Annotated in this window: 12 protein-coding genes; 9 read left to right on the top strand and 3 right to left on the bottom strand. The window is 57.0% G+C overall.

Translation table 11 applies throughout. The features are described from left to right. Positions 1-42: 42 nt before the first annotated feature. The 7 genes from sauS (at position 43) to ACR0FE_RS15240 (ending at position 8082) form a co-directional block, all read left to right on the top strand. Positions 43-1464: an acylating sulfoacetaldehyde dehydrogenase gene (gene sauS, locus ACR0FE_RS15270; protein WP_170611590.1), complete on the top strand. Its 1422-nt coding sequence runs from the start codon at positions 43-45 to the stop codon at positions 1462-1464. Continuing rightward, a complete protein-coding gene (locus ACR0FE_RS15265; protein WP_480913666.1) occupies positions 1461-2972 on the top strand; it encodes a class I adenylate-forming enzyme family protein in 1512 nt (503 codons plus the stop codon). The genes sauS and ACR0FE_RS15265 overlap by 4 nt, the downstream gene beginning before the upstream one ends. Positions 2973-3268: 296 nt before the next feature. Continuing rightward, positions 3269-3481, top strand: a complete 213-nt coding sequence (locus ACR0FE_RS15260; protein WP_170817108.1) for a hypothetical protein — start codon at positions 3269-3271, stop codon at positions 3479-3481. A gap of 251 nt (positions 3482-3732) precedes the next feature. After that, positions 3733-4530, top strand: a complete 798-nt coding sequence (locus tag ACR0FE_RS15255) for an inositol monophosphatase family protein (RefSeq protein WP_480913665.1) — start codon at positions 3733-3735, stop codon at positions 4528-4530. 4 nt (positions 4531-4534) lie between these two features. Next, positions 4535-6235, top strand: a complete 1701-nt coding sequence (locus ACR0FE_RS15250) for a Na/Pi cotransporter family protein (protein ID WP_170806787.1) — start codon at positions 4535-4537, stop codon at positions 6233-6235. A gap of 330 nt (positions 6236-6565) precedes the next feature. Beyond that, positions 6566-7396 carry a DeoR/GlpR family DNA-binding transcription regulator gene (locus ACR0FE_RS15245; protein ID WP_480441482.1) on the top strand — a complete coding sequence of 277 codons (831 nt, stop codon included), beginning with the start codon at positions 6566-6568 and terminating at the stop codon, positions 7394-7396. A gap of 341 nt (positions 7397-7737) precedes the next feature. After that, positions 7738-8082: a RidA family protein gene (locus ACR0FE_RS15240; protein WP_480492165.1), complete on the top strand. Its 345-nt coding sequence runs from the start codon at positions 7738-7740 to the stop codon at positions 8080-8082. 609 nt (positions 8083-8691) lie between these two features. Here the strand turns inward: ACR0FE_RS15240 and ACR0FE_RS15235 are convergent. Beyond that, complete coding sequence (locus tag ACR0FE_RS15235) at positions 8692-9480, bottom strand: helix-turn-helix transcriptional regulator (protein ID WP_480913662.1); 789 nt, start codon at positions 9478-9480, stop codon at positions 8692-8694. Positions 9481-9571: 91 nt separating this feature from the next. Between ACR0FE_RS15235 and ACR0FE_RS15230 the strand changes: the two genes are divergently transcribed. Together ACR0FE_RS15230 and ACR0FE_RS15225 are read left to right on the top strand one after the other, a co-directional pair. Beyond that, complete coding sequence (locus ACR0FE_RS15230; RefSeq protein WP_480913661.1) at positions 9572-10519, top strand: ornithine cyclodeaminase family protein; 948 nt, start codon at positions 9572-9574, stop codon at positions 10517-10519. Between the two features lie 11 nt (positions 10520-10530). Next, complete coding sequence (locus ACR0FE_RS15225; RefSeq protein ID WP_480913659.1) at positions 10531-11694, top strand: aminotransferase; 1164 nt, start codon at positions 10531-10533, stop codon at positions 11692-11694. 113 nt (positions 11695-11807) lie between these two features. Here the strand turns inward: ACR0FE_RS15225 and ACR0FE_RS15220 are convergent, their stop codons facing one another. Both ACR0FE_RS15220 and ACR0FE_RS15215 read right to left on the bottom strand, forming a co-directional pair. Next, the gene (locus ACR0FE_RS15220) at positions 11808-12680 is read right to left on the bottom strand and encodes an isocitrate lyase/phosphoenolpyruvate mutase family protein (protein WP_170611610.1); all 873 of its coding nucleotides are present in this window, start codon (positions 12678-12680) and stop codon (positions 11808-11810) included. A 101-nt stretch (positions 12681-12781) separates the two neighbouring features. Further along, positions 12782-13453, bottom strand: a complete 672-nt coding sequence (locus ACR0FE_RS15215; protein ID WP_170611612.1) for an IclR family transcriptional regulator — start codon at positions 13451-13453, stop codon at positions 12782-12784. Positions 13454-13467: the final 14 nt, after the last annotated feature.

The raw sequence follows: 13467 nt of genomic DNA, 5'->3' as shown, positions 1-13467 counted from the left end.
GGGCGGAACAGGTCCGCCCCGGTCAATCTATCGAGGACCAAGATGAACGCTCAGGACGGGATTGCCCCCGAAATTGCCGAAGTGGACCGGATCGTCGAACGGGCGCGTGCCGCTCAGTCTGCTTTCGAAGCCAGTGGTAGTCAGGCGCTATATGACAAAGCGGCACTTGCAGCGGGATGGGCCATCATGGAACCGGAACGCAACCGGGCCCTTGCCGAACTGGCCGTGGAAACCACCGGCCTGGGTAACGTGCCCGACAAGATCACCAAGAACCACCGCAAGACGCTCGGGTTACTGCGCGATATAGCCGACGCCAATACGCACGGGATTATCAGCGATGATCCGGCAACAGGTATCACCGAGATCGCGCGCGCCATCGGCGTGATTGGTGCGGTTGTGCCGTCGACCAACCCTGCCGCGACGCCGGCCAACAACATCATCAATGCACTCAAGGGCGGCAATGCCATCGTGGTCGCGCCGTCCCCCAAAGGTGTTGCGTCCTGTGAATTGCTGCTTGGCTACATACATGCCGAATTCGACAAGCTTGGGCTTAATCGCGATCTGGTGCAGATGCTGCCTGCGCCCGGGTCAAAGGCCAAGACACAACGGTTGATGGAGGCTGTTGACCGGGTGATCTGCACCGGCAGCCAAAACAATGTTCATCGCGCACAATCCTGCGGCACGCCGGCGGTGGCTGTTGGGGCTGGCAATGTCACGGTTATTGTCGACGAGACGGCCGATCTGCAGGCCGCAGCGGCAAAGATTGCCGCTTCGAAGTGTTTCGACAACGCGACCTCCTGTTCGTCCGAGAATGCTGTGGTCGTGGTGGATGCGGTCTACGACGCTTTCGTTGCGGCGATGGCCGCCGAGGGTGGTGCCCTGGTCCGTTCTTCCAAAGCAGGTGATATCATCGCCCGGCTCTGGCCCGATGGTCATCTCAACCGTTCGGTCATCGCGCAGGACGCGGAAAGGATGCTTGAAGCGCTGGGCATGGCGGGCAAGGTGCCCGAGGGAACCCGATATTTGGCGGTTGAGACTGACGGGATCGGCCCGGATCATCCCCTGTCCGGAGAAAAGCTCAGCCGGGTTCTGGCGCTCTATCGCGCGGCAGACTTCGAAGAGGCCCGGACAATCACCGCCCGCATTCTGGCACATCAGGGGGCAGGGCATTCGGTTGGAATTCATACAAAGGACGACGCGCGCGCGATCGGGTTGGGTCGGGATCTGCCGACCTGTCGTGTTATCGTAAACCAGGCGCATACCTTTGCCACCGGCGGTAGCTTTACCAACGGGATGCCTTTTTCCCTGTCGATGGGCTGTGGCAGTTGGGGGGGAAACTCCATCGACACAAACCTGCATTGGCGGCATTTCATCCAGACCACCAAAGTCGTGCGTGAAACTCCGCCGCGGGAGCCCGCGCTGGGAGAGATTTTCGGAAAGTACTGGTCGGAGGCCGGGCAATGATCGACCCGCCCAAAGGAACCCTCCGTGACTGGCTGGACAAACGGGCAGCCGAGGGCGGAACCGGTTTCGTTTTTCCGGATGGCGCAAGCGACCTGAGCTGGCCCGAGCTGCGCGAAACAGCGCAAAGAATTGCGGTCATGTTGACCGGGTTAGGTGTCGAAAAAGGAGAGAGCGTCGCCATCCTTTATCCCAATTGCCGCGAAGCGCTGGAGGTCCTTTTCGGCGTCCTTTACGGCGGGTTCCGGGCGACGATGATAAACCTCGTCGCGGGGGACAGCGCGGTGGCCTATGCGCTGGACCACAGCGGTGCGCGCTATGGTTTTGTGCACCCCGAACAGGTGGATTTGTTTGAACGTATGGCCGACCCAGCGAAAATTACCGCGTTGAGAATTTCAGATGCGAAAAATGTCAATGTTGACCTGCACGACCTTTCGCCAGGCGATCATGCGCTGTTGATGTACACGTCCGGAACAACAGGGCGCCCAAAAGGCGTCGTTCACACCCATTCCAGCCTGTTGGCGGGCGGCTGGACCACGGTGGTTGCACATGAGCTGTCCGAAGCTGATCGCGGGTTTTGCGTTCTGCCAATCTACCACATCAACGGCCTGTGCGTGACGGTTATGGGAACGCTTGTCTCTGGCGGATCATTGGCCATGTGTGAACGATTTTCCGCCAGCCGGTTCTGGGAAAACCTTGGGAAGGCCGAGGCGACATGGTTTTCGGTGGTTCCGACCATCATTTCCCACCTGCTGCATTCCGATACAAAACCGGATGCGCCGACCCGCCATCGTGTGCGTTTTGGCCGTTCTGCATCTTCCGCTTTGGCGCCGGACGTGCAGCGTGCGTTTGAAAACCGTTTCGAAATCCCGATTGTCGAGACCATGGGGCTTACGGAAACCGCCGCGCAGATACTGTCCAATCCGTTGCCGCCCGGCATTCGCAAAATCGGATCACCGGGCATCCCCTTTGGAAATGAGGCGGATATCTTTGACAAGAACCTCCGGCCCGTTCCACGCGGAGCGGAGGGTGAACTGGTCATACGCGGTCCGAATGTCATGCTGGAATATCTCCAGAACCCTGACGCAACCGCAGGCACATTTACATCCGATGGCTGGCTGCGGACCGGAGACCTCGCCCGTATGGATGAGGATGGCTACGTCTATGTCACCGGCAGACTGAAGGAACTTATCATCAAAGGGGGCGAAAACATTGCGCCGCGCGAGATTGACGAGGTGCTTTATTCTCATCCCGATGTCGTCGAAGCCGCCGCCTTCGCCCGACCTTGTGCCAGTTATGGTGAGACTGTCGAGGCGGCGGTGAAAATTCGCGAAGGCTCCTCTTTGACGCCACTGGAATTGTCCAGGCTTTGCAATGCTCAACTGGGCCATTTCAAGTCGCCCGATGAAGTTCATGTTTTGCAGGACCTGCCAAAGGGGCCATCCGGAAAAATCCAGCGAAACAAGATCCTCGAAATGATCAATGAAGAGACCAGCAAAAGGTCTGTTTGACATGCAGGTCGGGTGGTCGAGTTTCATGCCGCTATCGGCCAACTCTGTTCCCAGATCGTGCTGCCGGCGCGTGGGCGCCAGAAGATCGGCAAATTCGAGCTCTGAAAAGTAAAACTAGCGCCAGCTCGTAGGCCCACTTTCGACGTAATCTGCGCGGTCACGGCCTGTGAAGCGTTGTTATACCGTTCGCTTTCGGTAATGAGTTGTCCGACCCGGCCAATATGGGGATCGGCTTCGGGTGAAAAGAGCGCCGGATCTTACGCGTCAAAGAAGCGTGGAGCTTGCGACGTATCGGTGTGGCCGACGGTGCGGGCGTTGTTTACACCCCATTTTCTACGCAAGCTGTTTCAGCCGGTTGGAAAGAGGCCTGTGAAATCCCCAAACACCCACACAGTTGTCCGGAAAACAAACAAAAACAGTACTATTCACTTGTGTTGGAGAGAATTTGTGGGTTTATTGTGGGGATTGATCGCGAAATGTGGGATTTTGATGCCGCAAATACGCTATAGTCATAACCTTCGGGAGCGGAGGGTTTGTTTGCCCGGATCACTGCAAAGCCATGGTTTCTTCGAAGGGTCTGGCGTTGTGCGTGGCACAAGATGGTGCGTCGAACAACAGGACCCTTTCAGCAATCGGGAAAAGACTGCGGGTCCGGTAGTGAAAAACGTTCCAAGTAGCGTGGGATGGGACCTTCGGCGGGTTCTTTCGCAGTTGTTGTTTCACTGAGCCAAGACTCCAAAAGTAAACAGGACAGAAACGGATGCTGAATCCAAAGAACTCTCAAACGTTCGAAACGGCCGAATTGGTGTCACACGCGGTGAAGATTGCCGAATTGGCCAACAAGGCGGCACGGGGGTACTTTCGCGGCAGACTTGGTGTTGAGTTCAAGTCCGACGAGAGCCCGGTGACGCAGGCCGACAAGGGTGTCGAGGCGCAGGTTCGGGCCTACCTGGAACAACACTTTCCGGATCACGGCATCTTTGGAGAAGAACATGGGTTTGAAGGGCAGAACCGCCGCGAAGTCTGGATAATCGATCCGATCGACGGCACCCGGTCTTTCCTTTCGGGGCATCCGCTTTTTGGCTTTCTGCTTGGGCATCTGATCGATGGTAAGCCGGATATCGGAGTGATCGGCATGCCTGCGATAGATGAGGTTTTCATTGGTGTATCCGGTCAGGGCGCGACAATGAACGGCAAGGAGATCGCAACTTCGAACCAGACGCGGTTGGATCAGTCCATCCTGTTTGTGAATGAAGGGGATAAGATCTATCGTGATCATCCGGCGTTATTCGCCAAGCTGATGCAGTCCGGTCAGACCAGACGGTTTGCCTATGACTGCTACCCGCACGCGCTTCTTGCGGCGGGGCATGTGGACGCAGTGATAGACTATGATCTGCAACCTTATGATTTTCTGCCGGTGCTGGCCGTGATCGAGGCCGCAGGTGGGGTGATGACGGAATGGGATGGCAAACCACTCGACCTGAATTCGGATGGTTGTGTGATTTCGGCGGCGACGCCCGAGCTGCATGCGGAAATGCTGGAAATGGTGAACGGATAGGATCATGGCGATTGTAAGCTTCCTCATCAGTCTGGCCGGAGCCACGATGTTGCTGCTTTATGCGGTGCGAATGGTGCGCACCGGGATCGAGCGCAGCTACGGAGCCTCTTTCCAGCGGGTCATGACGGGCCAGCGCAGTTATGTGCAGGCATCAATGGTCGGTCTCGCAATGGCGGTGGTCCTGCAAAGTTCGGCCGCGGTCGCATTGCTGACATCCGGTTTTGCAGCTGGTGGTTTTCTGGTTTTTCCAACCGGTCTCGCGATTGTTCTGGGGGCCGATCTTGGGTCTGCGCTCATTATCCAGGTCCTGTCCTTCAAGTTGGACTGGCTGGTGCCGCTGCTGCTGGCGATTGGCGGGTATCTCTTCGTCAAGACCGAGTCCAAAAAGCCCCGGCAACTGGGTCGCATCCTGATGGGTGTTGCGTTCATTCTGATCTCATTGCGCTTTCTGCGCGAGGCGATGGATCCGATCCGGGACAGTGCTTTTCTGCCCGCCGTCGCAGAATATCTGGCCCGAGATTACATAACCGCATTCTTGGTCGGCGGAGCGCTGGCCTTTGTCATGCATTCATCGGTCGCGGCGATCCTGATGTGTGTGACACTGGTTCAGATTGGCGCAATTCCGTTTGCCGCCGGACTGTCGCTGGTGTTGGGGGCCAATTTCGGCTCGGCCTTCATACCGGTTTGGCTGACGCGAGGGATGGAATTGCCAGCTAGGCGCATTCCGTTCGCCAATCTCGCGTTGCGTGGCAGTTGGGCCGTGGTCACCCTGTTTGCAGCTACTGCGGCTTTGCGTGCGGGTGTTTTGGGGGATCTGCAAGGCGGGCAGATGCTGGTCAATGCGCATCTGGCGTTCAACGCCTCGTTGCTGGTGTTGGCTTTGCCGTTCTGCGGACGTTTGCGTGCTCCGTTCGAGCGGCTTTTTCCGGAACCGAAATCAGCCGAGGCAATGGTCCAGCCGGGCCGTCCGACCAGCGCGCTGGATATGCGCAATAGCGGCAGCCCCAGTCAGGCGCTTTCCAGTCTCAAGCGCGAGCTGTTGCGGATGAGCGATCTGGTCGAGTCGATGTTCAGGCCGTCGCTGGAGTTGTACCGCAGCGGTGACAAGGAGCAGATACGTGCTGTTCGGCTGGTGGATGAAGACGTGAACGACTGCCTGTCGGGTATCCGGAAATACGTGGCCGCCATTTCAGCCGAAGAGTTCGGCAGGCAAAACGCCAAGGTGGCCCGGGATCTGATGGAATACGCAATCCGTCTGGAAACCGCCGGCGATGTGGTTGCCAAGCGGTTGACTGTTCTGGCCGCCGACATGCGCAAAAAGGGGGCCTCATTCTCGAAAGAGGGATGGTCGGAACTGGTCGAAATGCACGAAGGCATCCTGGCCAATCTGAAATTGGCCTCAAATGTGTTGATCTCGGACGATCTGGAAAGCGCCCGCCTGTTGAGCCTTGAAAAAACCGAGATCAAGCGGGCTGAGCGTGACAGTCGCAAACGCCACCTCAGACGTTTGCAGCATGGCAGCACGGAAAGCTTTGAGACCAGCGACATCCATCTGGAGACATTGCGCGCGTTCCGGGAGTTCAACAGTCACATCGCAGCCGTGGCTTATCCGATCCTGTATCGGAACGGGCAATTGCTTGAAACGCGCCTGATCGAAGAAATGCCGCGGATGGAAAAGGATGCGGACACAGAGGCCGATGGATGACGGCACCGGTCGATGGCGGCTTCCGCGCCTTTTGCAGGACCTCAACGACAGCCCCGGCGGAAACGCCATCAATCTCACAAACCTCTTCAAAGCCGCGTTGTGATCTGAATCGGACCCCGCACGTTTGTTTCGGATCAATAGGCGCGTAACAACGAAACAGAGCCGAACCAAAGGGCGGTCAAGCTGACACTCGACTTGAAGCTAAAGAACAAAGCCCGGCCCAGTGAACGAATTTGTTGGAAAATGAGGGTGCCCGACCCAAAAGGCGGAAATTGTCACAGAACAATTGCCTGCGACGTGGAACTTTAGGCTAAACTATGGTGAAATTTGATGATGGCTGACGACAGCGAAAACATCCCCCACCGCGGCCGAGAGCTGCTTGATGTGCTGGCGCGGCTGGGAGGCTCGGCACGCAATACACAGATTGCGCAGGTCATGGACGTATCGGAAGAAACCGTTCGCCGACTGGTCAAGGGCCTGGCAAAGAAAAACATGGTTGAAAGGGTGCACGGCGGGACCTTTCTGTCGCGTGCGCAGGATACACCAATGTTTTCCGGGGCGCTGGAACTCAACGCGGAAGAAAAGACGCTTATCGCGAAAAAAGTCAGTCAGATTGTCGAGGACGGCATGGTGCTGTTCCTTACGGTGGGGTCAACCATGACGCATGTCGCCGAGCAATTGCGCGACCGGAAAAATTTGACCGTGGTCAGCAATTCGCTGTCGGTTGTCGCATCGCTGGCTGATCACAACGGAACCCGTGCGGTTCTGGCCGGGGGAGAGGTCATTCGATCCGAACGCGGCAGTTTCGGTCGTGCCGCCGAGCAGCTTGCCTGCCAGTACAGCTATGACGCGGTAATATGTGGCGCGGATGCCCTGTCGCTTTCCGGAGGGGTTCTTGCGCTAAACCCGCTGGAGGCTGAACTGACGCGCGCGTTGCATAACAACACCCGGCGCATGATCGTTGCGGTGGATCACACGAAGTTCGGAGAGAGAGCGGCCAATGTGGCCTGTCGGTTTGACCAGGTCACCGATCTGGTGACCGATGCTGCACCGCCCGAACCTTTTGCCGCGGCTTTGAAGGATGCTGGGGTCAAAATTCACATCACATCTCGCCGGGGTGGCAAAAAGAAGAAGAAAGGTAGCGGTGGCGCGATCACCTGACCTGTTTCGCGATCAAAGGAAAACGAAAGCGCGCTAGCCTATGGGAGACAATAACAGACACTCCTGATGTCAGTTGTGGCCGTTGCCGAAAGCGCCGACAGAGATTTGGCAGGCAACGAAGGTGAGCCGGGTTGGAGACCTGCATGCCTGACAACCTGCCGGTCATCGGATCGGCCGCGCGCCTTTCACGCTTTCGGGATTTCAACGCATGGATTTCAGATGGCTTCTGCTGTAGGGCAGGTTGTGGCGGATTTGATGACTGGCGGAGCAGGCCGTTTCAATCTATCGCCCTTCCGCATTGACCGATTTGACCGCAAGGTCCCTTGATGGAGAGATCCGACATGACAATCACCCGTATCGAAACCGGCCAACGCATGAGCAAGATCGTCAAGCACAATGGTGTTGCCTATCTGTGTGGGCAGACTTCGGATGCGGCCACTGTGGCGGATCAGACCCGCGATATCCTGGCCAAGGTCGAGGATCTGCTGGCCAAAGCGGGCAGTGACAAGACGCGAGTTCTACAATGCACGATCTGGCTGGCGGACATGGCAGACTTTGCCGAGATGAACAAAGTCTGGGATGCCTGGGTGCCGGCGGGCCACGCTCCGGCCCGCGCGTGCGGCGAAGCCAAACTGGCGCGCGATGTTCTGAAGGTCGAGATGATCGTCACCGCTGCCTGCGACTGATTTATCAATCAAACCGCCTTGTCCAGACCACAAGGCATGAGGCGTTCGATTGCGTCTGCCGTTCTTCGAAAAAGTTCACCGCCTTGGTTCTGGTGAAATGCGTTGGCCGTCAACGGAATAGGCGCCGGTGGGTGAGTGGCTGTTTAATTAAAGATCAATTCGACTCGGTTCTCTGAATCCTGTATTTCGTCAAATGCGGGCAAAAACAGATCGTGGTCTTATGCAGCCAACCTTTCAAAGAATGTTGGAAAACTGAACCACTCTGCAGTGTATTTTCGTGTGTGTCGGCTAAATTACTCTGATTGACCAGTCCGGCGTGACTGAAACGCGACGCGCCATCCGAATAGGGTACCCTGAGATCATTCAGGTCGAAGTTCGTTTTGAGAATTAATTCACAAATGGCTTGGTTCCAAAATCTGAGTGACAAAAGGCAAGCATTCGAACCTCACGTTCGAGTTTAGAATGCCAAGGGAAGCGGCTGCACCGTGTCTCAAGTCGTCGATCATCCTTTGATCCGTCTCGCAAAAATTCAGTACCGGGATCCGCGTCAAACCCGGAATTTTCGGTGCAATAACTGACGCTGTGATGGCACCTGAATGCCAATGGCCTTCATTCGTTGAACCCGAGGTTCAAGCCATCGACGAAGGCGTGAAATAGCTGAGATTGAGTGCTGATCCCAAGCTTTGCATACGCATTTCGACGATGTGATTTCACGGTCGGCATCGCTATGCTCAGTGTCTTGCTGATCGAAAGACTTGAATGGCCTTTCAGGATCATCTGGACAACTTCAGCCTCTCGCGCGGTCAGAACGTCACGCCCAAAAGACTCCGGTGAAGGTGATGGACGACCCGACGCTTGCGTCTGCTCTCTGGACAGCCGTAGAAACGCCAGCCGGATCAATGGCAGGACGGATCGCAAAACTTCCAAATCCTGCTGAGGGATACCGTCAGGCGTGGCTTTGCGGGCCAGGCTTACCTCACCCATGATCCTCTGGGGCATGTCGACCAGGACTGAAACTTCCTGCAGACCGAAGGGCCAGCCGGGCGTCCTGAATTTGATCTCTTCGCTCTCATCCGAGATGACATCCGGCGTTGTCGCGACCCAGTTATCCGGTGCGAGATCGGCCATCCGGTATACCCCTGCGGCGATACCTGCCCGGATCGCATTGTGCACCGGGTTGAGCAGGTAGGTTCTGGAGACATACAGCTGAACCGCGGCCTTGGACGCTGGATTTGGGTAGCTATCCGCCAGATAAACCGGAGGCCCTGAGGGTCGGTTGAGCACTGCAAATGCCGCCTCGCACGGAAATAGGTATTCGACGGCCCGGATCAGGGCATCGCTTTTTGCATGCCCGTCGATCACTTCAGAAATGGATTGGCTGAACTCCTTTAACTGCAAATCCGGCCTTCTTCCTACCGTTGTCTCATCCCTTGGGACGATGGTTTTACCATAATGTTGCTGATACCGAACTCCGCAAAGGAGTATCAATATGCCGAACCCGCCGATTGTCCTTGATAATACAACGGTTTCAGAACACTTGGGCAAGCTGGATGTGGTCCAAGCGATACGCACGCTGTTCACCGAGCTTGGTGAACAGCGTGCGGTACAACCACCGCAGACCGTGACCGAGTTTCCGGGGGGTGGCGATTTCATAACCTATCTCGGTGCGCTCGAGGGGGCCGGTGTGTTCGGGGCCAAGTTGTCGCCTTACCTGCCGCGCGCCAATGGACCCATCATCACCGCCTGGACTGTTCTGATGTCCATCGAAGATGGTCGGCCATTGGCGTTGATCGACGCAGGCGTGCTGACCACCGAGCGCACGGCCGCCACGACCGCATTGGCGGTGGATGAGCTGGCTCCGACCGGCCGCCCGCTGACGCTGGCCATCATCGGAACAGGTCAGGTCGCACAGGCGCACATGCGCCATGTGGCCGGTCTGCGCGACTGGGCAGAGGTGCGCATCTACTCGCCCGGTTTGGGTGAAAACGCGGATATTCAGGCGACATGGAAAATGCTGTGCCCTGACGCCAAGTTGGCCACGAGTTCCAGGCAGGCTATTGCACAGGCCGATGTTGTCATGCTGTGCACGTCATCGGGTAGTCCGGTCATTTCCACGGAAGATGTAGCGGTCTATGCGCTGGTGACTTCGATCAGCACCAATGTTGCCCGCGCGCATGAAGTTGATCCGACCTTTTTGGCATCCGCGCAGGTCTATTGCGACTACCGGGAAACAACCCCTGATACAGCCGGCGAGATGCTGATTGCGGTGGAACGACACAACTGGAGCAAGACCGCGATCCTTGGCGATCTTGCGGAACTCTGTACCGGCAGATGCCAGCGACCTATTGCAGGAACTCCGGTCTTCTTCCGCTCCGTCGGGTTGGGGCTGGAGGACATCGCTGTGGCAAAAGCCTTTTTTGACCAGACTTCAGCCTGAGGAGAGCGCACATGTTCATCGAACCGTTCAAAGTCGAAATTTGGATGAATGAGTGGGAAACCCGCTGTACCTACAATCTTGCCGAAACCTGCGTGGCCAGCATCACGATCGATCAGCTGTTGCAACTGTCCGGACTTAATCAAAACGACTTGTCCGAACTGTTGCCAATGAAAATGACCTACGGTGCGATCGAAGGGTCAATCCGCCTGCGTCAGGCCATTTCAGATCTCTATGACGATCGGAACGTCGAAGATATCACCATTACCCACGGCACGATTGCGGCCAATATGCTGGTGCATAAGGCAGTGGTTTCGCGCGGGGACCGGGTGGTTTCGATTGTGCCGACCTATCAGCAACACTATTCGATCCCCGCCAGTATCGGAGCCGATGTTCAGATTCTGCCACTGCGCGCGGAAGACGCATTCCTGCCTGATCTGGACCGGTTACGTGAACTGGTGACACCGGAAACCAGACTGATTGCCCTGACAAACCCCAACAATCCGACGGGTGCGCTGATCGAACGGCCAATGTTGCAGGACATTGCCGAGATTGCCCGTTCTGTCGGCGCATATGTCCTGTGTGACGAAGTCTATCGCGGCACCGGGCAGGAGGGCGACGGCATGTCGCCTTCAATTGTTGACATCTACGAAAAGGGGATCAGCACGGCGAGTACATCGAAAGCGTTTTCGCTGGCCGGGTTGCGCGTCGGTTGGGTGGTGGCCCCGAAAGAGGTGACCGAGCAGATCCTGATCCACCGTGATTTCGATACGATCTCGGTCGGTATGATCAACGATCACTTTGCTGCCATCGCATTGGAGAACCAGCATAAGGTTCTGGCCCGCAGTCACCGGATCACGCGGGGGAATCTTGCTGTGCTGGACGCATGGATTGCCACGCAGCCGCGCGTTGATTGGGTCAAACCCCGCGCCGGGACAACCGCGATGTTGAAACTCAACATACCGATCAGCTCACGCGAATTCTGTGTCGACTTGGTGCAGACAACCGGAGTGATGCTGACCCCGGGTGACGCCTTTGACATGGAAGGCTATGTCCGTATCGGTTTTGCCAATGACCCCGATGTGCTGCGGGAGGGATTGGAAAAACTGTCAGAGTTTCTGATAAGCCGCTTCGGTCGCGCCGACGGTGGTTCCGTCGCAGACGTCTGGGAAGAATAAGGCCGGGCTTGGTGGTGCTGGTTTGACTATTTTTGTCCGGATGCAGCCTTTCGCACGATTGGTAACGCACCGGGTCAAAGCGCCGATCAGAAACGGCAGGCCGCTTTTGCGGTTTATTCCGAGTAGCGCATCTCCATCTCGTCGTAATGTGCTTTCTGAACTGCGTTCTGACGGATTTCGAAACTGGCGACGGGTCCGCTTTCGTCCATGCGGCCGTTGGCCTGAAGCATCGACAGCGCGTCGTTCATGCCCTTCAGTGCGCCCTGCAACGCGACATTGGCATATAGGACCAGGCCAAACCCCATTTCGTCCAGACCAGAGAATTCGATGATTGGAGTTTTGCCGCCTACAACCAGATTGATCAGCTGTGGCGTGCCTGCAAGCCGCTTGGGAATGCTGCGAATATCGTCAAGGCTGCGCGGTGCCTCGATAAATGTGATGTCAGCCCCGTCTTCGATGAAGGCTTCCGCGCGTTCAATGGCGGCGTCGAACCCTTGGGTCGCACAGGCATCGGTGCGCGCGACAATAAGGAAGTTTGGGTCGTGGCGGGCGTCTGCTGCGGCCTTGATACGGCTGCGCGCCTCTGTCAGATCGACCACATCCTTGCCGGAGAAATGACCGCAGCGTTTGGGATTAACCTGATCCTCAAGTTGAATGGCGCTGGCGCCGGCGCGTTCCAGCGTGCGCACGGTATGGTGGACGTTCAGGGCATTGCCGAAGCCGGTATCCGCATCAACCACAATGGGCAGTTCGGTGCTGTTGCGGATGGCCGATGTGTGCTGGGCGATCTCGGGCAGCGAGATGAAGCCCAGATCGGGCATGCCCAGATAGGTGTTGGTCAGCCCCGCACCCGAGATATAGACGGCCTCAAACCCCAACTGGTCGATCACGCGTGCCGCAAGAGCATTGGCTGCGCCGGGCATCAGAACGGCTTTGCCCGTGTTCAGGCGTTCACGGAATGCTTTGTTGATCTCATGGTTCATCATCGGCGCGCTCTCCGGTTCAATGGTCTGCCTGCCTGCCTAGCGAAGCCTGCGGTACGAGGCAAGTTGCTGTGAATTGCGTTCTGTCAGATGAAACAGTGCCGTCAGCGTGTGGTCAGACTGCGCGCAAGACTTTCCAGCAGCGGGACCGTATTTGCCCGCGCCTCGGTATCGAACCTGTTGGCCAGACCGGACACTGTCAGGGCGCCGATGAGATCGCCGTTTGCATCAAAAACAGGGGTCGCGACAGAGGAGATGTTGGGATTTGTCTGACCGACTGAACTGACCGTGCCGTTCTTGTTGAACTTGGCCAGGTCACCGACATCCTCGCCCGAGAAATGCCTCAAGACCAGCCCGGAGGCCCCAGTGGACAATTGCAGGCGCATACCTTCCTCAACATGGAATCGCAGCAGGTTGGGGGAATTTTCCCTGTATAAACAGATACGTTCATTGCCCGAGCGGACATAGAACGAGGCGGTTTCCCCAGTTGCCTCAGCCAGGATTTTTAGCGATGGCGCGACGTGTTCGCGCTTGGTGAAATCGCGCCGGAATATCAACCCCAGCCGCCAGACGCTGGGGCCGACACTGAACATGCCGTCACTATCGCGCTGAATGAAGCCATAGATCATCATCGAGTTGGTCAGCCGCAGGATCGTGCTCTTGTGCAGGCCTGTCTCTTCGGCCAACTCTGCCAGAGACATGATTGGGCGCTGTGTCGAAAAGGCACTGAGGATGGACATGGCACGTTCGACGGATTCGGTCCTGTTCGCGGGCATAGCATTCTGTCAGG

The organism is Ruegeria sp. K7, from assembly GCF_056531785.1.
Note: the sequence above shows the minus strand (reverse complement) of the source record. Positions and strands in the feature narration are given on the sequence as shown.

What these genes read in the sequence shown, in the direction of transcription:
- sauS (WP_170611590.1), top strand. Translation starts at nt 43, where the DNA reads ATGAACGCTCAGGACGGGATTGCCCCCGAAATTGCCGAAGTGGACCGG.
- ACR0FE_RS15265 (WP_480913666.1), top strand. Translation starts at nt 1,461, where the DNA reads ATGATCGACCCGCCCAAAGGAACCCTCCGTGACTGGCTGGACAAACGG.
- ACR0FE_RS15255 (WP_480913665.1), top strand. Translation starts at nt 3,733, where the DNA reads ATGCTGAATCCAAAGAACTCTCAAACGTTCGAAACGGCCGAATTGGTG.
- ACR0FE_RS15250 (WP_170806787.1), top strand. Translation starts at nt 4,535, where the DNA reads ATGGCGATTGTAAGCTTCCTCATCAGTCTGGCCGGAGCCACGATGTTG.
- ACR0FE_RS15245 (WP_480441482.1), top strand. Translation starts at nt 6,566, where the DNA reads ATGATGGCTGACGACAGCGAAAACATCCCCCACCGCGGCCGAGAGCTG.
- ACR0FE_RS15240 (WP_480492165.1), top strand. Translation starts at nt 7,738, where the DNA reads ATGACAATCACCCGTATCGAAACCGGCCAACGCATGAGCAAGATCGTC.
- ACR0FE_RS15230 (WP_480913661.1), top strand. Translation starts at nt 9,572, where the DNA reads ATGCCGAACCCGCCGATTGTCCTTGATAATACAACGGTTTCAGAACAC.
- ACR0FE_RS15225 (WP_480913659.1), top strand. Translation starts at nt 10,531, where the DNA reads ATGTTCATCGAACCGTTCAAAGTCGAAATTTGGATGAATGAGTGGGAA.
- ACR0FE_RS15220 (WP_170611610.1), bottom strand. Translation starts at nt 12,680, where the DNA reads ATGATGAACCATGAGATCAACAAAGCATTCCGTGAACGCCTGAACACG.
- ACR0FE_RS15215 (WP_170611612.1), bottom strand. Translation starts at nt 13,453, where the DNA reads ATGCCCGCGAACAGGACCGAATCCGTCGAACGTGCCATGTCCATCCTC.